General features: G+C 62.7%; 17 protein-coding genes and 1 tRNA gene. 11 read left to right on the top strand and 7 right to left on the bottom strand.

Annotated features, from left to right (window positions below; genetic code table 11):
* Positions 1-49 precede the first annotated feature (49 nt).
* Positions 50-1,582, bottom strand: coding sequence for an FAD-dependent oxidoreductase (locus AC3A5O_RS28060; RefSeq protein ID WP_487753986.1), 1,533 nt, complete (start codon positions 1,580-1,582; stop codon positions 50-52).
* 139 nt (positions 1,583-1,721) lie between these two features.
* Here AC3A5O_RS28060 and AC3A5O_RS28055 point away from each other — a divergent pair, with 139 nt between their 5' ends.
* The 3 genes from AC3A5O_RS28055 (at position 1,722) to AC3A5O_RS28045 (ending at position 3,964) form a co-directional block, all read left to right on the top strand.
* On the top strand, positions 1,722-2,282 hold the full coding sequence (locus tag AC3A5O_RS28055) for a YbhB/YbcL family Raf kinase inhibitor-like protein (protein ID WP_122566753.1): 561 nt from the start codon (positions 1,722-1,724) through the stop codon (positions 2,280-2,282).
* Between the two features lie 156 nt (positions 2,283-2,438).
* Positions 2,439-2,612: a hypothetical protein gene (locus AC3A5O_RS28050; protein ID WP_163006770.1), complete on the top strand. Its 174-nt coding sequence runs from the start codon at positions 2,439-2,441 to the stop codon at positions 2,610-2,612.
* Between the two features lie 38 nt (positions 2,613-2,650).
* Positions 2,651-3,964, top strand: a complete 1,314-nt coding sequence (locus tag AC3A5O_RS28045; RefSeq protein ID WP_305491462.1) for an MFS transporter — start codon at positions 2,651-2,653, stop codon at positions 3,962-3,964.
* 9 nt (positions 3,965-3,973) lie between these two features.
* Here AC3A5O_RS28045 and AC3A5O_RS28040 read toward each other — a convergent pair whose 3' ends face one another.
* The gene (locus tag AC3A5O_RS28040) at positions 3,974-4,852 is read right to left on the bottom strand and encodes a LysR family transcriptional regulator (protein WP_122566751.1); all 879 of its coding nucleotides are present in this window, start codon (positions 4,850-4,852) and stop codon (positions 3,974-3,976) included.
* A gap of 108 nt (positions 4,853-4,960) precedes the next feature.
* Here AC3A5O_RS28040 and AC3A5O_RS28035 point away from each other — a divergent pair, with 108 nt between their 5' ends.
* Positions 4,961-5,962, top strand: a complete 1,002-nt coding sequence (locus AC3A5O_RS28035; protein WP_305469093.1) for a zinc-dependent alcohol dehydrogenase family protein — start codon at positions 4,961-4,963, stop codon at positions 5,960-5,962.
* Between the two features lie 87 nt (positions 5,963-6,049).
* On the opposite strand, the gene AC3A5O_RS28030 is transcribed toward AC3A5O_RS28035, so the two are convergent.
* On the bottom strand, positions 6,050-6,637 hold the full coding sequence (locus AC3A5O_RS28030) for a hypothetical protein (RefSeq protein WP_305469095.1): 588 nt from the start codon (positions 6,635-6,637) through the stop codon (positions 6,050-6,052).
* A gap of 10 nt (positions 6,638-6,647) precedes the next feature.
* Positions 6,648-7,259: a hypothetical protein gene (locus AC3A5O_RS28025; protein WP_122566748.1), complete on the bottom strand. Its 612-nt coding sequence runs from the start codon at positions 7,257-7,259 to the stop codon at positions 6,648-6,650.
* 209 nt (positions 7,260-7,468) lie between these two features.
* Here AC3A5O_RS28025 and AC3A5O_RS28020 point away from each other — a divergent pair, with 209 nt between their 5' ends.
* The 3 genes from AC3A5O_RS28020 (at position 7,469) to AC3A5O_RS28010 (ending at position 10,506) form a co-directional block, all read left to right on the top strand.
* Positions 7,469-9,145, top strand: coding sequence for a vWA domain-containing protein (locus AC3A5O_RS28020; RefSeq protein ID WP_122566747.1), 1,677 nt, complete (start codon positions 7,469-7,471; stop codon positions 9,143-9,145).
* Between the two features lie 174 nt (positions 9,146-9,319).
* Positions 9,320-9,892, top strand: coding sequence for an RNA polymerase sigma factor (locus tag AC3A5O_RS28015; protein ID WP_305491464.1), 573 nt, complete (start codon positions 9,320-9,322; stop codon positions 9,890-9,892).
* Positions 9,889-10,506 carry a hypothetical protein gene (locus AC3A5O_RS28010; protein WP_305491465.1) on the top strand — a complete coding sequence of 206 codons (618 nt, stop codon included), beginning with the start codon at positions 9,889-9,891 and terminating at the stop codon, positions 10,504-10,506. The genes AC3A5O_RS28015 and AC3A5O_RS28010 overlap by 4 nt, the downstream gene beginning before the upstream one ends.
* A gap of 62 nt (positions 10,507-10,568) precedes the next feature.
* On the opposite strand, the gene AC3A5O_RS28005 is transcribed toward AC3A5O_RS28010, so the two are convergent.
* Positions 10,569-10,645 (bottom strand) — tRNA-Arg (locus tag AC3A5O_RS28005).
* A 349-nt stretch (positions 10,646-10,994) separates the two neighbouring features.
* Between AC3A5O_RS28005 and gabD the strand changes: the two genes are divergently transcribed.
* From gabD to AC3A5O_RS27990, 3 genes are all read left to right on the top strand, one after another.
* Positions 10,995-12,437, top strand: a complete 1,443-nt coding sequence (gene gabD, locus AC3A5O_RS28000; RefSeq protein ID WP_122566745.1) for an NADP-dependent succinate-semialdehyde dehydrogenase — start codon at positions 10,995-10,997, stop codon at positions 12,435-12,437.
* Positions 12,438-12,610: 173 nt separating this feature from the next.
* Positions 12,611-13,888: a 4-aminobutyrate--2-oxoglutarate transaminase gene (gene gabT, locus AC3A5O_RS27995; protein WP_305469103.1), complete on the top strand. Its 1,278-nt coding sequence runs from the start codon at positions 12,611-12,613 to the stop codon at positions 13,886-13,888.
* Between the two features lie 144 nt (positions 13,889-14,032).
* On the top strand, positions 14,033-15,250 hold the full coding sequence (locus AC3A5O_RS27990) for an HDOD domain-containing protein (protein ID WP_487753985.1): 1,218 nt from the start codon (positions 14,033-14,035) through the stop codon (positions 15,248-15,250).
* 146 nt (positions 15,251-15,396) lie between these two features.
* Here the strand turns inward: AC3A5O_RS27990 and AC3A5O_RS27985 are convergent, their stop codons facing one another.
* Entirely contained in the window at positions 15,397-16,386 is a 990-nt protein-coding gene (locus AC3A5O_RS27985) for a GGDEF domain-containing protein (RefSeq protein ID WP_305469107.1), read from the bottom strand.
* Positions 16,387-16,716: 330 nt separating this feature from the next.
* Entirely contained in the window at positions 16,717-17,901 is a 1,185-nt protein-coding gene (gene desA, locus AC3A5O_RS27980; protein ID WP_122566741.1) for a delta-9 fatty acid desaturase DesA, read from the bottom strand.
* 144 nt (positions 17,902-18,045) lie between these two features.
* Between desA and dibA the strand changes: the two genes are divergently transcribed.
* On the top strand, positions 18,046-19,953 hold the full coding sequence (gene dibA, locus AC3A5O_RS27975) for a phosphodiesterase DibA (RefSeq protein ID WP_122566740.1): 1,908 nt from the start codon (positions 18,046-18,048) through the stop codon (positions 19,951-19,953).
* Positions 19,954-20,060: the final 107 nt, after the last annotated feature.

The raw sequence follows: 20,060 nt of genomic DNA, 5'->3' as shown, positions 1-20,060 counted from the left end.
CTATCGCGAGCAAGCTCGCTCCCACAGGGGATTTTGGGCTGTGGCAGATCTACGATGAGAAATCCCGGATCAGCCGCCACGCCTCGTCCACCGGCAATGGTTGTTTCATGCGCTGGGCCAACGCCGCCATGGCCCGGCCTTCATCGCAGGCCACTGCGGCGGCAACGAGGCCGTCCTTGCCCAACAGGGCGATAAAGGGTGGATGCTCGGGCGTGCCCTTGAACTCCACCTCATCCCAGTGCTCGGCGTGACCGAGGTAGTCGTAGCGTTTGCCGAAGTGATACGTCCAGAAAAACGGCACGTCCAGATAGTGCTCGTCGCCGCCGAGCATGTTCGCGGCGGCGATGCGCGCCTGTTGCTGGGCCAGGCGCCAATGCTCGATGCGCACAGGCGCGCCGTTCAGGGGGAAGGTCGCGATATCACCGACGGCCCATAAGCCATCCGTCACTCGCATGCCCGCGTCAACGGACAGTGACTGGTCCTGTTCCCGGGGCAACTCGGCAAACGGCTCGGTGGCCGGGCGCACGCCGATGCCGACGATCACCACGTCCGCAGCCAAACGCTGGCCGTTATCCAGCACCACGGCTTCGACCTTGTGCGCGCCCTCGATCCGCGCCGCTTCGCCGTCGCTGTGGTACACCACGCCGTTGGCCCGGTGCCGGGCCAGGATGGCTTGGCCGACGCTCTCGCCCAATTGCGCGGCGAATGGCACCGGGTGCCGGGCCAACACGGTGACGCTCAGCTCGCGCTTGCGCAGGGACGAAGCGACTTCCATGGCAATGAAACTGTCGCCGATGATCACCGCCCGTTGCCCTGGCCGGACAGTGTCGAGAATCTGCCGGGTGTGGGCGATGGAACGCAGCACGAAGACTTGCGGCAAATCGATGCCGGGTATGGCTGGCGTCTTCGGCTCCCCGCCTGTGGCAATGAGCGCGGCGTCGTAGTCCAGGCGTCGGCCATCGGCGAGCTGGATTTGCCGAGCACTGGGGTCCAAATGGGTGACCTCGCCGTGGAGCCTTTCGATGCGTTGCTGGGTGAAGTAAGTATCATCGCGCAGCGGCGCCGTCTCGTTGACCGGCATGTCGCCGGCCAATACATACTTGCTCAGCACCGTACGGTCGTAGCCGGCCTCGGCTTCGCGGTCGATCAACAGGATTCGGCCGCCAAACCCCTTCTCTCGCAACGCCGCTGCGCAAGCCGTGCCGGCCGCACCGGCGCCGATGATGACAAACGTGCGCGCGTCATCGGCCGGCGGGATTTTATCGGCCGGCAGCGGTTGGTCATCGACCCAGACGTCACCGTCCCGCACCTCGACGTGATAGCGCGCCAGGCTGTCGAGGGCCGGCGGCTCGCACAGGGCGCCGTCTTCAGTCCGGAACGCCGCCTTGTGCCACGGGCAAATCAGCCGTCCATGGCACACCGCGCCCTTGGCCAGTGGTGCGCCTGCATGGGGGCACTTGCCCTGGAAGGCGCGCACCTGATCGCCTGAACGCAGCAACAGGATGGACGTGTCGTTGATGTTGACTTCGAGGCCGCGATCTTCGCGCATATCGGCGAAACGGGCGACTTGATGCATAGGCATGGTCGTTCTCCGGCAGGCGTTTCCCCTTGGAGTCGCAGGGCCGGAACGAGGTTCAGCATAATTGTCACTGCAACCTTGGCGAAGCTGCGGCTATAGTTCGCAAGCCGTCCATGGCCTGACACGCACAAGGTGCCCCGGTATGACCCGATTGAACATTTTCACCCCTTGGCTGGCGGCCGTCGCCCTGGTGCTGTGCGCACAAGGGGCTGCCCAGGCCGAGGAGCGTTTTACCCTCAGTATTCCCGGCGTGTCGGACGACCGCCTCTTCACCGCGGCGGCGGCCAGTGACGCCAACACCTGTGGTGGCAAGAACATTTCCCCGGCCTTGAGCTGGAACGCTGGCCCGCCTGGCACCCTCAGCTACGCCATCGTCATGTTGGACCCGGACGGCCAGAGGGGCCAGGGCGTCGACCACTGGATCCACTACGGCATCAAGGCCACCACCCGGCAGATTCCGGCGGGCGCCGGTACCAAATCCTCGCTGGAAGGCATGAGTGGCATCAACAGCAAGAACACCCACGGCTACATCGGCCCTTGCCCGCCCATCGGCGACAGCGCTCACCACTACCTGATCCAGCTCTTCGCCCTGGACCTGCCGCCGGAAGCCTTCCCCGCGGGCCTCACACGGGCCCAACTGATGGAAAAAATCAAAGGCCACGTCCTGCGCAACAGCAGCGTCGTGCGCCGCTACCACCGCTGACCCGAATAACACAAACCCCCTGTGGTGAGGGAGCTTGCTCCCGCTGGGCGGCGCAGCAGCCCCCCACAATGCTGCTGGCGCCCCGACACAACATTGGCATCACGCGCCAAAAGCGAGCACTATCGAGCCCCTGTTCACTCATGCCGGAGGATGGCGATGACGCAGAAACCCGACGGCATCGCCCGCCTCCTGAACTGCCCCACCAAGGGCGACGAAATACGCCGGGCCATCGCCCAGAGCCGCAAGGATTTCCTGCCTGCCGACGAGGCCGAAGACGCCGAGCCAGGCCAACCACCGGTTCAACCGGTGGACACTGATCGCGACGACTGAGCCGTCGCCCTCTTTCAACCTATCGTTCCAATCTGCCTATGACTGCCACCCCTGTTTCACCCGGTGACCGATTCAGCCGCTCCGATTACAAGACCCTGGGCCTGGCCGCCTTGGGCGGCGCGCTGGAGATCTACGATTTCATCATTTTCGTGTTCTTCGCCCTGACCCTCAGCCAACTGTTCTTCCCGCCGGAAATGCCCGATTGGCTGCGCTTGCTGCAAAGCTTCGGGATTTTCGCCACCGGCTACCTGGCCCGGCCCCTGGGCGGCATTCTCATGGCGCACTTCGCCGATCGCCTGGGGCGCAAGCGCGTGTTCAGCCTGAGCATCCTGATGATGGCCTTGCCGTGCCTACTCATCGGGGTGATGCCCACCTATGCGCAAATCGGCTATTTCGCACCGTTGTTGCTGCTGGCGCTGCGTATCCTGCAGGGCGCGGCGGTGGGCGGCGAGGTGCCAAGCGCCTGGGTGTTCGTGGCCGAACATGCGCCGCTGCATCATCGCGGCTATGCCCTGGGGTTCCTCCAGGCGGGCCTGACCTTCGGCTACTTGCTGGGGGCCCTGACCGCAACGGCGCTGGCGCGGATCTACACGCCGGCGGAGATTCTCGACTACGCCTGGCGCCTGCCGTTCCTGCTGGGGGGCGTCTTCGGTGTGATCGGCGTCTGGCTGCGCCGCTGGCTGAGCGAAACGCCGATCTTCATGGCCCTGCAAGCCAATCGCGAAGGCGCTACGGAACTGCCGTTGCGCACGGTCCTGCGCGACCATCGCCAGGCCTTGCTGCCCGCCGCCATCCTGACCTGCGTGCTGACCTCGGCCGTGGTGGTGTTCGTGGTTATCACCCCGACCGTGATGCAGAAAAGCTTCGGCATGACCCCCAGTTACACCTTCGCCCTGAGCAGCCTGGGCATCGTCTTTCTGAACATCGGCTGCGTCCTGGCCGGCCTCATCGTCGACCGCATCGGCGCCTGGCGCACCGTCATGCTCTACAGCCTGCTGCTGCCCCTGGGCATCGCCGTGCTCTACGCCAGCCTGATCAGCGGCAGCGCCTGGCTGGGCCTGGCCTACGCCGTAGCCGGCCTGGGTTGCGGCGTGGTCGGCGCGGTGCCGTCGGTGATGGTCAGCCTGTTCCCACCGAAGATCCGCGTGTCCGGCATCTCGCTCACCTACAACATCGCCTATGCGCTATGGGCCAGTATGACCCCATTGATGCTGATCGCCCTGGTGCCGTGGAGCCCGTGGGTGTGCGTGGGGTATTGCGTGGTGATGGGGGCGGTGGGGATGGCTGCGGCGGCGTATTTCCCGGGACGGCATGGCAAGGCTGCGCAGCCGTCATTGGCCTGTGAATCCTAGCCCGGCTGTTCAAAGACGCTCGCGCAAAAAATCCACAAAGGCCCGAGTCCGCGCCGAGCGGCGTCGGTCGTGACTGAACACGGCGCTGATGGGCAGCGCCAGCGGCTGGTAGTCGGCAAGCAGGGAGCAGACGGTACCCTGGCGAACATCGGCCGCGAACAACCACTGCGGTGAAAGCGAAACGCCCAGGCCCGACAGCACCATTTCCCGGATCGCTTCGCTGCTGTTGCAGGTGACGTTACCCTTGATCGTCACGTTATGCTGCTGGCCATCCTGCGCGAATCGCCAGACGTCGTAATGTTCCAGCAGGGTGAACGCCAAACAGTTATGGCGGGCCAGGTCGGCCGGTTCGAGGGGCGTGCCGTGCTGTTGCAGATAAGCAGGGGCGGCGTACACCCGGCGCGGGCTATCGCCGAGGGAAATCGCCACCAGCCCTTCGTTTTTCACCACGCCGATGCGAATGGCCAGGTCGATGTTTTCCTTCAACACATCTTCGTTCTGGTCGCTCAACCTCAAGTCGATCCGAACCTGTGGGTGACGGGCCAGGAACTCGCCCACCAGGGGCGCAATGCACAACCGGCCGAAACTGACGGGCGCCGCCACGCGCAGAAGGCCGGCGATCTGTTCCTGTCCACTGGCGAAACTGAGCCGTGCCGCGTCCACACTGGCGAGTATGTCCTTGCTCTCGGCGTAGAAGCGCTGGCCCTGGTCGGTCAGTGCGAGATGGCGGGTGCTGCGGGCAAACAGCGCCCCACCCAGATGTTGCTCCAATGCGCGGATCTGCTTGCTCACCGCCGGTTGGCCCAGGTTCAGCTCCCTGGCGACCGCCGAGAACGAGCCGCGCTCCACCACCCGCACGAACACCTGCATTGCATCGATCAGATCCATCAGGATTTAGCCTCTGCCTGGAATAAGTCCTATCCATTGTTGCTCACTTATCGGAATGCGTCTTCGCTCCCATGATGAACCTGCCCACTTATTTGGAGGTTTACCGTCATGAACAACACCATGTTCGCCGCCGTTGCCGAAACCGCTCAAGCGCCGCTGATTGTCCGTTCCATCGCCCGGCCGGTTCCCGGCAAAGGCCAGGTCTTGATCAAGGTGCATGCCGCCGCAATCAACCCGCTGGATACCAAGATCGCGGCGGGAGGCGGTGCCCATGCACGGCAGCCGTTGCCCGCTGTATTAGGAATTGATCTGGCCGGGACGGTGGTTGAGCGGGGCGAAGGCGTGGATGACTTCGCGCCTGGCGACGAGGTATTCGGCATGGCCGGCGGGATCGGCGGGGCTCAAGGCGCGCTGGCCGAATACATCGCGGTCGATGCCCGCCTGATTGCGCCCAAGCCCCGCTCACTGAGCATGCGCGAAGCGGCGGCCTTGCCGCTGGCATTCATCACGGCCTGGGAAGGTTTGGTCGACCGTGCCAACGTCCGGGCCGGGCAACAGGTGCTGATTCATGGCGGCGCGGGCGGCGTCGGTCAGATGGCCGTGCAGATCGCCAAGGCCCGGGGCGCCGAGGTCTACGCCACGGGCTCGGCCAGCAGCCTGGATTTCATCCGCGAACTGGGCGCCTCAGCCATCGACTACCGGACTCAGGACACCGACAGCTACGTGCGCCAGTACACCGATGGCGAAGGCTTCGACATCGTCTACGACACCGTTGGCGGCCCGACCCTGGATGCGTCGTTCAATGCGGCAAAGACCTACACCGGCCATGTGCTCAGCTGTCTCGGCTGGGGCCAGCACAGTCTCGCGCCGTTGTCGTTCCGAGGAGCGAGCTATTCCGGGGTGTTTACGTTGATGCCGCTGCTGACCGGAAAGGGACGCGAACATCATGGCCAGATCTTGCGGGAGGCAGCAGCACTGATTGAGGCCGGCGCGTTGCGGATCAAGATCGATCAAACCCGGTTTGGCCTGGGGGAGGTCAATGAGGCCTTTGCGCAGGTAGCCGAGGGGCGTGGGAAAGGAAAAACCGTGGTGGAAATCGGGGCTGAGTGAAGTTGGGCCAGGGTTGGAATGATTCCGTGGCGAGGGAGCAAGCTCCCTCGCCACAGGATTCCAGCAAGCGTTGAGTCGGGCGGTCGCTTACAGCAACCGCCGCTGCACCGCCTCTTCCAACGTGCTACGTGTCAGCGCCTGTACCACGTCGCGGGTGTCCTGCTGGAACGGAATGCCAAAAATCAGCACCAGGTGCATCCAGGTGCGCACCGATTCACTCTTCTGCACGCGCCCCAGTTCCTTGCCGTCCTTGTCCTTGAACACGGTTTCAAGGGTGAAGGTGTTCTCGGCCGTGGACGGGATCACGAAGAAGGTCGCGCCGGTGATGATGGCCGAGGCCATGCTGAACTGTTCGTTGTTGCGCAGGGTGGCTTCTGCGTAGATGTCCGACTCGACCTTGTCGGTACTGACCCGTGCGAAGCGTCCGGAATCGCGGAAGGTCTCGGCCACGGAGGTTTCCCACGCGGTGGCCTGGGCGCCCGAAGCGGCAACGGCCGGGCCACTATTGACCTGGTTCTGCGCGGTGGTGCGCACGAAGGCGCTGGGTTTGGCGGCTGGCGTGGCGGCGGCTGGCGGCCAGGTCTTCACGTCGGGCAATTGGTGTTGCGAGTAGGACACGCAACCGGTCAGCAGAACGGCGGCCAGTACCAGGCTGTGTTTGATGAAACCCATCATGTGTTGCTCCTTATTGTTTGGCCAGGCGTGCGGTGGCGGTGTCCAGCAGCTGTGCGACCAACTGATTCAGCTGTTGGGCACCCATGGTCGGCGCCCAGTATTCGCGGCCATACAAACCAACGTTGCGCTCGAGCTTGATCTCTTCCTTGGCCGTTGCCAGTTCCTTGCCGTCGCGGTCGACGATCACCAGGTTGCCGGCGACATCGAAGCTGTCGACGTAGATAGGGCCGTTCACCCAGATCCAGACCGTGAGGGTCAGCAGCGCGCCGGGGAAGTAGCCCGGGTGCGGGGCGCGATGGCCTTTTAGGGAGGTCATGTCGAACTTGAGCAGTACGTCATTCTCGCCCAGGCGCGTCGGGTATTCGGTGACCTGCTTGAAGTAGCCGCCGGTCTGTACGTACTGATTGAGCTGGGCCGTGAGCGAGCGGCTGATGGCCGTGCGGGTGGCATCGTTGACATCAGGTGCAGTCACGGCGACATCGGCGATTTGTGCGATACGCGGGCTGCTGACGGGAGCAGGGTGCTGCGGGTTGCCTACTGGGCCGGTGACGGTGTAGGACACGCAGCCGGTCATCGACAGGGTGGCGATGAGGGCGGTGGCCTTGAGGAGCGTTTTGAACACGGAATGTCCTTATAGGGTTGATGGCACTTTAGTATCTCGACTCAGGGGGCGGTAACTTGAGGAAAAATCCGAAAGGTATCAAGGGGCTGGAGAGGAAAATGACGAAGGTTGTCAGCCGCCGGAAAAAATAATTTCCACCGGTTAACCCGAACCGTGTGTGCCTTGCGTCTGAGCGTGTGTACGAATCATTCATTCACGAGGTTCAGCCCATGTCCCGTCCACTTCCCTTTATGCGTCCTGCTGCCCAAGGCTTCGCCGTGACTTTGCTGGTGGCGTTGGCCGGTTGTGGGTTGTCTTCCTCCCGGGAGGCGGCCAATCCGTCCGAACCGGTGGCCGTGGCGCCCAGCGTCGTACCGCAAGGCGAGATCGCCGAAGTGCGCCAGTCGACGGTCAAGCGCACGCTCATGAAACCGGCATCGATGCCCGCCCCCAGCGTGGCGAACGATGCTGTCACTGCGGGTTACCGCGCCGAGTCGCGCGAACAATACGAAAAACTGCCGGACAACCCGATTCACAGCGTGGCCGAAACGCCGGTGTCGACCTTCAGCGTGGATGTCGATACCGGCAGCTATGCCAATGTGCGACGTCTGCTCAATCAAGGCAGCCTGCCGCCCGAAGGTGCTGTGCGGCTGGAGGAAATGGTCAATTACTTCCCGTATAGCTACGCCCTGCCCACCGACGGCTCACCCTTTGGTGTGACCACCGAAGTGGCCCCGTCACCGTGGAATCCCCACACCCGCTTGCTGCGCATCGGCATCAAGGCCAGCGACCGCGCCGTGGCGGATCTGGCGCCGGCCAACCTGGTCTTCCTGGTGGACGTTTCCGGCTCCATGGATCGTCGCGAAGGCCTGCCGCTGGTCAAGAGCACGCTGAAACTGCTGGTGGACCAATTGCGCGATCAGGACCGGGTGTCCCTGGTGGTCTATGCCGGCGAATCCCGGGTGGTGCTCAAGCCCACCTCGGGTCGCGACAAGGTGACCATCCGCAACGCCATCGATCAACTCGACGCCGGTGGTTCCACTGCGGGCGCTTCGGGTATCGAACTGGCCTATCAGATGGCGCGGGAGAGCTTCATCGACAAAGGCATCAACCGCATCCTGCTGGCCACCGACGGCGACTTCAACGTCGGCATCAGTGATTTCGACAGCCTCAAGCAGATGGCGGTGGACCAGCGTAAAAGCGGCGTCTCCCTGACGACGCTGGGCTTCGGTGTGGATAACTACAACGAACACCTGATGGAGCAACTCGCCGATGCCGGTGACGGCAACTACGCCTACATCGACAACCTGCTCGAAGCGCGCAAGGTCCTGGTGGACCAGCTCAGCTCCACCCTGGCGGTGGTGGCGCGGGATGTGAAGTTGCAGGTGGAGTTCAACCCCGCCCAGGTCAGTGAGTATCGCCTGCTGGGCTATGAGAACCGTGCGTTGAAACGTGAGGACTTCAACAACGACAAGGTCGACGCGGGCGAGATCGGCGCCGGGCATACGGTGACGGCGTTGTATGAAATTGTTCCGAAGGGCGCGCCGGGCTGGCTGGAGCCACTGCGCTATGGAAGTACGCCCAAGTCGGAGAGCACGTCAGGGGAATTGGCGATGTTGCGCGTACGCTACAAGCCGGCTGAGGGCGGTAGCAGTCGATTGATCGAGCATCCCATTGCTGGCGTGCAGAACGACCGCAAGCCCAGCGATGACCTGCGCTTCTCGGCCGCTGTTGCCGCCTTCGCCCAACAGCTCAAGGGCGATGGACGCTACACTGGGACGATGACTTTGAAGGACACCGCACAATTGGCGCGCTCGGCCCGCGGCGATGATCCGTTTGGGCTGCGTGGCGAGTTTGTGCAGTTGGTGGAGCTGGCCCAGAGCCTTGAGCCCGCGGCCAAGCGCTGATCCCGAGCACAACGAGGGGCAAATGTGGGAGCGAGCTTGCTCGCGATGGCTTCGGATCAGTTGGCATTGATGTGGACTTATGCACCGCCATCGCGAGCAAGCTCGCTCCCACAGGGTTTCCTTGTTGTCTGCCAGGACTGTGTTGCAATGATCGGAAAGGAGTTCCTCACTGACATGCCCGCTGCGCTTGATTCTCCCAGCGACGAATCGCTGCTGGCCCGCTACCGCAACGGCGACGGGGCTGCTTTCGAAGCCTTGTACGCCCGCCATCGGCAAGGGCTTTACCGTTTCCTGATGTCCTTGAGCAACAAGGCCGAACTGGCCGAGGAAGTCTTCCAGGACACCTGGCTCAGCCTGATTCGCAGCACCACCCAGCCACAAGGCCGGGCGAGTTTTCGTACCTGGTTGTTCCAGATTGCCCGCAACCGCTTGATCGACCACTGGCGCAAACATGGCGTCCACAACCCGTTGCACGACAGTTACGACGAGCAGCTCCACGTCCAGCCCGACGACACCAGCAGCCCCGAGCAACAGCTGAGTCTGAGCCGCGACCAGGCGCGTCTCGACGCCGCGTTGCAGGCCTTGCCCGAGGATCAGCGAGAAGTCTTCCTGCTGCGCCTGCACGGTGACCTGGAGCTGCCACAGATTGCCGCCCTGACCGGCGTCCCGCTGGAAACGGTCAAAAGCCGCTTGCGTTACGCCCAGCAGAAATTGCAGCGACTGCTGGCCGAGGAGGTACCCGCATGATCGACCCCAAACACACCCCGGATCCCGATGACGAAAGGCTCATCGAGCATTTTCGCCAACACGCCAGCGGCGAGCCGCCGGCCTCCCTGGACGCCTTCATCCTGGCCACCGCCCGTCGCGAAGCCCCGAGGCCGACGCCAAGCCTGTGGCAACGCTGGCTGCAAGCCTGCCAACGGCCGCGCTGGCAAATGGCATTCGCCACGGTCGCCGGCGTGGCGCTGATGATTGGCCTGGTACTGCGTTCCCCTGTGCCCCACGACGAACTGGCCTCACCCGCTTCGATGGACTTTTCCGCCGACCAGCAAGAACCCGCCGTAGCCGCTGCACCCCCACCGGCCATGCCCGCCCCCGCGCCGATCACCCGCATGGCGCCCCAGGGCGAACTGGCTCGGGCCCCGGCCAGCCCGATGCAATCCATGGCGGAAAAGCCAGCGGCAAAGATGAGCAAATCCGCGCCGGCTGCACTGCCATCGCTGGAGCAGGGCCTGATGGAAATCCTGCGCTTGCGCGAGGCGGGTGAGAGCGAGGCCGCTGATGAGAAGCTGCTGGCGCTGCACAAGCGCTTCCCCAAGGAAGACTTGCCGGCGCGGTTGGAGGCGTTGCGCAAGCGTTGAGTGAGACAGCGCCCACAAAAAAGCCCCAGGTCTTGCGACCAGGGGCTTTTTGATTCTGAGGATGGTGCACCAGGCGGGATTCGAACCCACGACCCCTGCCTTCGGAGGGCAGTACTCTATCCAGCTGAGCTACTGGTGCGACGCGGGCGCCATGATACTCATATGCGTGGCGGGCGTCCATGCTGCTGAATCGCCTGCGTTTTTGGGCAGCTCGCCGGGTGTTGGCTACGCTGATCAGAAAAAGCGGGCAAATTCGGTTTTTTCGTTCTTTTTTTCGAACAGCCTATTGTCCTTCACCCCCATCGGCCCTAGGATTCGTTTGAGATTTCAAACGCTCTTGTCTGGGTGCTGAACCGCACGTCTGTGCTTATGTGCGTTATTTCTGTGCTTCAGCCCGGTGAATGATTTCCCTGACGGCAGCCCCCGAGGCGCCTTTCTACAAATCTAATTCGCTCCGCGTGCGCGCGGTGCTGTTAAGGAAAGCCGACATGCAGCTTAAAGACACCCAGTTGTTCCGCCAGCAAGCCTTTATCGATGGCGCTTGGGTCGATGCGGACAATGGTCAGACGATCAAGGTCACCAACCCGGCGACGGGCGAAGTGTTGGGCACTGTGCCGAAGATGGGCGCTGCCGAAACCCGTCGTGCGATCGAAGCCGCCGACAAGGCGCTGCCGGCCTGGCGTGCGCTGACCGCCAAGGAGCGCGCCAACAAGCTGCGCCGCTGGTACGAATTGCTGATCGAAAACCAGGACGACCTCGGTCGCCTGATGACGATGGAACAAGGCAAGCCGCTGGCCGAAGCCAAGGGCGAAATCGTCTACGCCGCCTCGTTCATCGAATGGTTCGCCGAGGAAGCCAAGCGCATCTACGGCGATGTGATTCCCGGCCACCAGCCCGACAAGCGCCTGATCGTGATCAAGCAGCCGATCGGCGTGACCGCGGCCATTACTCCGTGGAACTTCCCGGCCGCGATGATCACCCGCAAGGCCGGCCCGGCGCTGGCTGCCGGTTGCACCATGGTTATCAAGCCGGCTTCGCAAACCCCGTTCTCGGCCCTGGCCCTGGTGGAACTGGCGCACCGTGCCGGCATCCCGCAAGGCGTGCTGAGCGTGGTCACCGGTAGCGCTGGCGACATTGGTGGCGAGCTGACCAGCAACCCGATCGTGCGCAAGTTGTCCTTCACCGGCTCGACCGAAATCGGCCGTCAGTTGATGGCTGAATGTGCCAAGGACATCAAGAAAGTCTCCCTGGAACTGGGCGGCAACGCGCCGTTCATTGTGTTCGACGACGCGGACCTGGATAAGGCCGTCGAAGGCGCGATCATCTCCAAATACCGCAACAACGGCCAGACCTGCGTTTGCGCCAACCGCCTGTACATCCAGGACTCGGTGTACGACGCGTTCGCCGAGAAACTGAAAGTGGCGGTGGCCAAGCTCAAGATCGGCAACGGTCTGGACGATGGCACCACCACCGGTCCGTTGATCGACGGCAAAGCGGTCGCCAAGGTCCAGGAACACATTGCCGATGCGGTCAGCAAAGGCGCGACCGTGCTGTCGGGTGGCAAAGCGATGGAAGGCAACTTCTTCGAGCCGACCATCCTGACCAACGTACCGAAAAACGCCGCCGTGGCGAAGGAAGAAACCTTCGGCCCGCTGGCGCCGCTGTTCCGCTTCAAAGACGAAGCCGAAGTGATCGCGATGTCCAACGACACCGAGTTCGGCCTGGCCTCGTACTTCTATGCCCGCGACCTGGGCCGTGTGTTCCGTGTGGCCGAAGCCCTGGAATACGGCATGGTCGGCGTCAACACCGGTTTGATCTCCAACGAAGTCGCGCCGTTCGGCGGCATCAAGGCCTCGGGCCTGGGCCGTGAAGGCTCCAAGTACGGCATCGAGGACTACCTGGAAATCAAATACCTCTGCCTGGGTATCTGATCCGCTTCAAGCGCAAAGGGCACGAGAGCGCTGTCCCTTTGCGTGGTTTCAAATTGTATTTTCTTTGCGGCCGGAAACGCCGTGGCAGTCGATCATCGCATGCTGCCGCCGCTGACTTCTCGCCGTGTAATCCTTGAACCACGCCGACCGATGAGCGGCGAATGAGGACTGTAATGAGCAAGACTAACGCTGACTTGATGGCCCGCCGTACCGCCGCTGTTCCCCGTGGCGTCGGCCAGATTCACCCGATCTTTGCCGAGTCGGCGAAGAACGCCACGGTAACCGACGTCGAAGGTCGTGAGTTCATCGACTTCGCCGGCGGTATCGCCGTGCTGAACACCGGCCACGTGCACCCGAAAATCATCGCTGCCGTGACCGCACAGCTGAACAAGCTGACCCACACCTGCTTCCAGGTCCTGGCCTACGAGCCGTATGTGGAACTGTGCGAAAAAATCAACGCCAAGGTCCCGGGTGATTTCGCCAAGAAAACCCTGCTGGTCACCACCGGTTCCGAAGCGGTGGAAAACGCCGTGAAGATCGCCCGCGCCGCCACGGGCCGTGCCGGTGTGATCGCCTTCACCGGCGCTTACCACGGTCGCACCATGATGACCCTGGGCCTGACCGGTAAAGTCGTGCCGTACTCGGCCGGCATGGGCCTGATGCCTGGTGGCATCTTTCGCGCGCTGTACCCGAACGAACTGCACGGTGTGAGCATCGATGATTCCATCGCCAGCATCGAGCGCATCTTCAAGAACGACGCCGAACCCCGTGACATCGCCGCAATTATCATCGAGCCGGTACAGGGCGAGGGTGGTTTCTACGTAGCGCCCAAGGCCTTCATGCAGCGCCTGCGCGCCCTGTGCGACCAGCACGGCATCCTGCTGATCGCTGACGAAGTGCAGACCGGCGCCGGTCGTACCGGCACCTTCTTTGCCATGGAGCAGATGGGCGTTGCCGCCGACCTGACCACCTTCGCCAAATCCATCGCTGGCGGCTTCCCGTTGGCTGGTGTGTGTGGCAAGGCCGAGTACATGGATGCCATCGCCCCAGGCGGCCTGGGCGGCACTTATGCCGGTAGCCCGATCGCCTGTGCGGCGGCGCTGGCGGTGATGGACGTGTTCGAAGAAGAGCACCTGCTGGACCGCTGCAAGGCTGTGGGTGAGCGTCTGGTGACTGGCCTCAAGGCGATCCAGAGAAAGTACCCGGTCATTGGTGAAGTACGTGCCTTGGGCGCGATGATCGCCGTGGAACTGTTCGAAAACGGCGACACCCACAAGCCGAACGCCGCGGCAGTGGCCCAGGTGGTGGCCAAGGCGCGGGACAAGGGCCTGATCCTGCTGTCCTGCGGTACTTATGGCAACGTTCTGCGGGTACTGGTGCCGCTGACCTCGCCAGACGAGCAACTGGACAAAGGCCTGGCGATCATCGAAGAGTGCTTCTCCGAGCTCTGATTTACGAACTCTGATTGTGCACTGATTCACAAAAAACCCGCTTCGGCGGGTTTTTTCATGGCCGCGGGCATATCCCGCAGGTTTGAGCTGTCTGGAACGGCCTTCATTGTCTAAGGTGCATGTATAGCAAGGGAGCGATGTTGCATGACTGCTGTGGTTTTACCCGCCGTACCGCGTGTGTTGATCGCCGAGGCTGACCCGGCGTCCCGGGAGCTGCTTGAGCAAGTGCTGTCGGGCGTGCGCTGCGATGCCCGAGTGGACACCTGCGGCGACGGGCAGCAGGCCCAGGATTTGCTGGCACATAATTCGTACGACCTGGTCATCGCCGATTGGGAGCTGCCGGGTGTTGATGGCCTGACTATCCTGCGTGGCCTTCGCCAACAGCATCGAGCTGCGCCGTTACCGTTCATTCTGATGAGCCGGCGTAATGACAGCGCCAGTGTGCGTGAGGTCGTGCCCCTGGCGCCGACGGCGTATTTGACCAAGCCTTTGAACCGGGAAAGCCTGACCCAGCGTTTGCAAGGGTTGCTGTTGAGTGGCGCTGAAGACACCTCCGGCGACGTGCCGGTTCCGGGGGCGGGCCAGACCTTGGTAGCCTTTCTGGAACGGCGACGGGATCTGTCCGAAGGCGCGCCGCTGATGACCGATGTACAGGTGGCGGTCAAGCGCTGCCTCAACCCCACTGGCCTGGATCTGAAACTGCTGGAAGAAGAGATCCGCACCGACCCGCAAATTACTGGCGTGCTGATTGCGGCGGCCAACAGCGCTGCCCAGCATCAGGGTGGCGGCCCGGTGCAGACCGTGGCCCAGGCGCTGCACCAGCTCGGCACGGGGCAGAGCATGAACCTGATCCTCGTCCTGACCCTCAAGCGCTGCGCCCGCCTCAGCGTTCCGTATCTGGCGGACTATGCCAAGCGCTACTGGGAATTGTCGCTGCACACCGCCGAGTACGCCCGGACCCTGGCGCGGCTGCTGGATCTGGAACCGGAACGCTGTTACTGCGCGGGGCTGCTGCATCGCCTGGGCGACCTGGCGCTGCTGCGTTGCCTGGAAGAATGGACGCAGGCGGGTGGCGAGCTGGATGAGTTGGAGGAAGTGGGTAATTCCCTCGATCAATACGGCGCCGGCTTCGGCTCGGCGCTGCGCACTCGCTGGCGTCTGCCGCTGGAGTTGCGTGAGTTGATCGCGGCCGCCTATAGCCTGGGGGGTGGGGTTTATTCCCGCGAGGCGCTGGTGATGAACATGGCGGCGCAGATGGCTCACCTGACCGAGCATGAAGGGCTTGAAGAACTGGCCCAGGGGCGTACGGCGCGCTTATTGAAGATCGGATTGCCGGAACTGATGCGCTTGCGCCGCAAGTAGCCCCACCACCTGACCCCTGTGGGAGCGGGCTTTGTGGGAGCAAAGCTTGCTCGCGATGCAGGCAACTCGGGTTCAAGTGGACACCGAGGCGCTGCTATCGCGGGCAAGCCTTGCTCCCACAGGGGGTCAGTGGCGGGACAACTCACTCAAGCCGCGATGATGCGGTTCTTGCCCTTGCGCTTGGCCTCGTACATGGCCGCGTCGGCCCGGGAGAACAGGCTGTCGAGGGACTGGTCTTCGGGGGTAATGGCGGTCAGGCCCTGGCTGACGGTAATGCCGAAGGTCTGCTCGCCACAACGGAACATCAGGCGCTGGATTTCCCGTTGCAGCCGCTCGGCCACCTGCAATGCCATGTCGGGGGCGCAACCGGGGAACACCGCCGCGAACTCTTCGCCGCCGATCCGCCCGAACAGGTCGCCGCGCCGGAGCACGGAGCGGCCACTTTCGGCGATCTTCTGCAACACGGTATCGCCTTCCTGATGGCCGTAGGTGTCGTTGATCACCTTGAAGTCATCGATGTCCAGCAACAGGAACGCCATGGGCGTCCCTTGTAGCCGCGCTTGCTCGAATTCGCGGTGGGCGCATTCGAAAAAATGCCGGCGATTGCTGCTCTGGGTCAGCACATCGGTGGTCGCCAACCGCTGCAGCTCACTTTCCAGCAGCTTCTTTTCGGTGATGTCCTCGGCGATACCGACGACGATCACCGGTTGCCCAGGTTCAGCCTTACGGTTGATGAAGCACTTGTCGCTCAGCCAGCGGACCTGGCCGTCACCAGCGATGATGCGGTATTCACGATCTTCGACGGCGCCCTTGACCAGGACTTCGGCCAGGCTGCGTTCGGCGTACTCCAGGTCGTCGGGGTAGATCGCATCGCGCCATTCGTTGTAGTCAGCCAGGACCAGGCCGGCGGGGCGGCCGAAGATCCGCTCGTAGGCGGGGCTGACATACAGCACTTGCCGGGTTTCCCAGTTGAACGCCCATAGCACGGCATTGACGCTGACCAGCAGCGAGCTGAACAGTTGCTCACGTTCGCTCAGGCGCGCCACTTCGCCCTGGGCATGCATCAGCGCCATGAGCGTCTGGGCCGCCTCGGGCCAATGAGGTAGGGAGTAATCCTGTAGGTTCTTGTCGACCATCGGCACAAATCTCAAAGAGCGTGCACTGCTGTTGTTTTGCACGCACTTTTCTCCAAAGCCCGCCAGGATGGCGAAGTGCTCTTTGAGATAGGGGATTCGGGGCGAAGTTCCTTTTCAGGCGACGAAGGGCGGGGGATTTAGCGAGTCGAATTATGGGAGCTGAACCTGTGGCGAGGGGATTTATCCCCGCTGGGCTGCGAAGCAGCTCCAAGACAGTCAATTCAAGTGATTTTGATACACCGAGTCATCAGGTTTCAGGGCTGCTGCGCAGCCCAGCGGGGATAAATCCCCTCACCACAAAAGCCCTTCTTCACAGGGGGAGTTGCCTCGTCAGGCCGTGGCAGGCCTTAGCGAGTAGGTCTTGAGCTGGTCGGCGAAGTCCCGCAGGGACTGGATGCCGCTGGCCTCGGCTTCGCTGACCCATTCCTTGATGGCGGCGAGCATGTCGTGGCCGTTGCTGCTGGTCTTGACCCAGATCTGCTGCAAGGCCAGGCGTTTCTCGTAGATCACCTTCAGTGCGTGGCTGTGTTCGAGCATGTTCTGGATACGCACGTGGTGACGATCGTCCAGCAGGCTGGTTTCCCGCGACAGCAGGCGTTTGGCCCGGTGGAACTGGTGACGCACCGAGTGATCGACCTTCTCCAGTTCCTGCTTGACCAGCGGCGCGATGACCAGCCGGCGGTACTGCGCCATGATCTGGAAGCGGTTGTTGAGGATCGCCATGGCCGTGTCCATGTCCAGGTGGCCCTTGCCTTCGACCCGGTGGGCGATCGGTGCAACCCGCTGGACCTTGGCCAAGCGCAGGAAACTGAACACCCGGATCCAGGCCCAGCCCAGGTCGAATTCCCACTTGCGCACCGACAGCTTGGCCGAGTTGGGGTAGGTGTGGTGGTTGTTGTGAAGTTCTTCGCCGCCGATCAGGATGCCCCAGGGCACCAGGTTGGTCGCCGCGTCGCGGCATTCGAAGTTGCGGTAGCCCACGGCATGGCCCAGGCCATTGACCACACCGGCGGCCCAGACGGGAATCCACATCATCTGGATGGCCCAGATGGTGATGCCGATGGTGCCGAACAGCAGCAGGTCGATGACGCCCATGATCGCCACGCCCAGCAGCGGGAAGCGGCTGTAGAGGTTGCGCTCGATCCAGTCGTCGGGGCAGTTCTTGCCATAGATGCGCAGGGTTTCCGGGTTTTCCGCCTCGGCGCGATACAGCTCGGCGCCTTTGCGCAGCACGGTGGACAAGCCCTTGATGACCGGGCTGTGGGGGTCATCCTCGGTTTCGCATTTGGCGTGGTGCTTGCGGTGGATGGCGGTCCACTCGCGGGTGTTCTGCGCCGTGGTCAGCCACAGCCAGAAACGGAAGAAATGTTTGAGACCGGCGTTGAGCTCCAGGGAGCGATGCGCCGAATAACGGTGCAGATAGACCGTGACGGCGATGATCGTGACGTGGGTCATCAGCAGGGTGACTGCCACCAGTGACCAGGCCGACAAGCCAAGAAAACCTTCGTACCACATAGGCTGTAGGGCCCTCGATAAAGATAGAAACCGCCGTTGCATTATCACCAGCCCCACAGATAAAACCAGTCGGCCTTTCAGATAAGAGTGGCTGAATGTTTCTTCCTCTATAATCCACCTCTTTGTAAGGACATGGATGGCCGAATGCCTGCCTATCAACGCAGTGCCATGCGCGTAGCGCTGCTTTACCTCGTGTTGTCAGTCGTCTGGCTGCAGCTGATTGGTTATTTATTGAGCAGTTTCTTCGATCAATTCGCCGACAGGCAGCGCTGGCTCCTGATCAATGGTTATGCCTGGATCCTGCTCAGCGCCGGGCTGATCTTCCTGGCCCGGGCACGGATCTCGCGGTTTTTCGCCAAGGGCGAGCACGGCGCCGATCGCGAGCGCCTGCGCCAGGCCGCCGCCGTCTTCGATTGCACCCGCGAAGGGGTGTTGGTGACGGACCACAACGGCCTGATCGTGCATGTGAATCGGGCTTTCATGGCGATCACCGGTTATGCCCGGGACGAAGTACTGGGCCAGCGCCCCAACCTGTTCAAGTCTGGTCGCCATGGGCCGGATTTCTATCGCGACATGTTTGCCGCGCTGGACAACCTGGGCGAGTGGAGTGGTGAAATCTGGAATCGGCGTAAAAGTGGTGAGATCTACCCACAATGGCAGACGATCCGCGTCATTCGCGACGAAAACGGCCGGGTCAGCCATTATGTGGCGGTGTTTTCTGACATCAGCGCCCTCAAGGATTCCGAGCATGAGCTGGCGTACCTGGCCCACCACGATCCGCTGACAGGCTTGCCCAACCGCCTGCTGTTTTCCGACCGTACCGAGCAGGCCCTGACGTCGTCGCAGTTGCACAAGCGTGGCTGTGCGCTGTTGCTGGTGGACCTGGATCACTTCAAGAACATCAATGACAGCCTGGGCCACAATGTGGGCGATGAGTTGCTCAAAGGCGTGGCCGAGCGATTTCGCGGGCTGTTTGCGCCGGGCGTGACCCTGGCGCGGCTGGGGGGCGACGAATTTGCGCTGCTGGTGGAAAACTGCTCCCAGCCCGATCAGGCCGCGGCGTTGGCCCGGCGCATCCTCGACGCCTTGAAAGAACCGCTGCGGTTCGATGAGCACGCGTTGTTCATCAACGCCAGCATCGGCATCAGCCTGTTTCCCGGCGATGCCCTGAACGCCGGGCAACTGTTGCGCAATGCCGACTCGGCGCTGTTCAAGGCCAAGAGCGCCGGACGCGATGGCTACGCCTTGTACACCGAAGAGCTCACTGCCCACGCGCAGCAACGGGTCGAGATTGCCTTCGAGCTGCGTCGCGCACTGCAGCAGCAGGAGTTGCGCGTTCATTACCAACCGGTACACGACTTGGCGAGTAGCCGTCTGGTCGGTGTCGAGGCGCTGGTGCGCTGGGAGCATCCCACGCGGGGGCTGGTGTCGCCGGCCGAGTTCATTCCCATCGCCGAGCGAACCGGTCTGATTGCCCAGATCGATGCCTGGGTTATGGACCAGGCCTGCCGGCAGATGTGTCGGTGGCAGCAGGCGGGCGTGGCGTTGGCGTTCGTCGCGGTCAACGTCTCGAGTCGGCTGTTTGCCCATCGTGAGTTGTATGAGCAGGTCGCGCAGGTGTTGCACGACACGGGCCTGGATCCGGCCTGCCTGGAATTGGAAGTGACGGAAAGCGCGGTGATGGAAGACCCGGAGGTGGCGCTGGAGCAGATGCATCGCCTGCGGGAGTTGGGCGTGCGCCTGGCCATCGACGATTTCGGCACGGGTTATTCGTCGTTGCTGCGGCTTAAGCGTTTGCCGGTGCAGAAGCTGAAGATCGATCAGGGTTTTGTCGCGGGGTTGCCGTGGGATGAGGATGATGCGGCGATCGTCCGGGTGATCATTGCCTTGGCCCACAGCATGGGTATGCAGGTGCACGCCGAGGGCATCGAGCAGCGTGAGCAGGCGGTGTTTTTGCTTGGACTGGCGTGTGAGTTGGGGCAGGGTTACTGGTTTGGCCGGCCGATGGTGGCGGCGCAGTTGGATTGGGATCGGGCGCCGGTTATTGCTTGATCGTCCGTGGTATTGGTGTTGGTCGAGTACATATCCGTTGCTGCGGTAACGGCGGCTTAGGGTTCCGCCCTTACGGCGGGTCACTTTTGAAGAGCCCGGAAGCCGGC

It is taken from the genome of Pseudomonas sp. Soil_N_39 (assembly GCF_057655955.1).
Note: the sequence above shows the minus strand (reverse complement) of the source record. Positions and strands in the feature narration are given on the sequence as shown.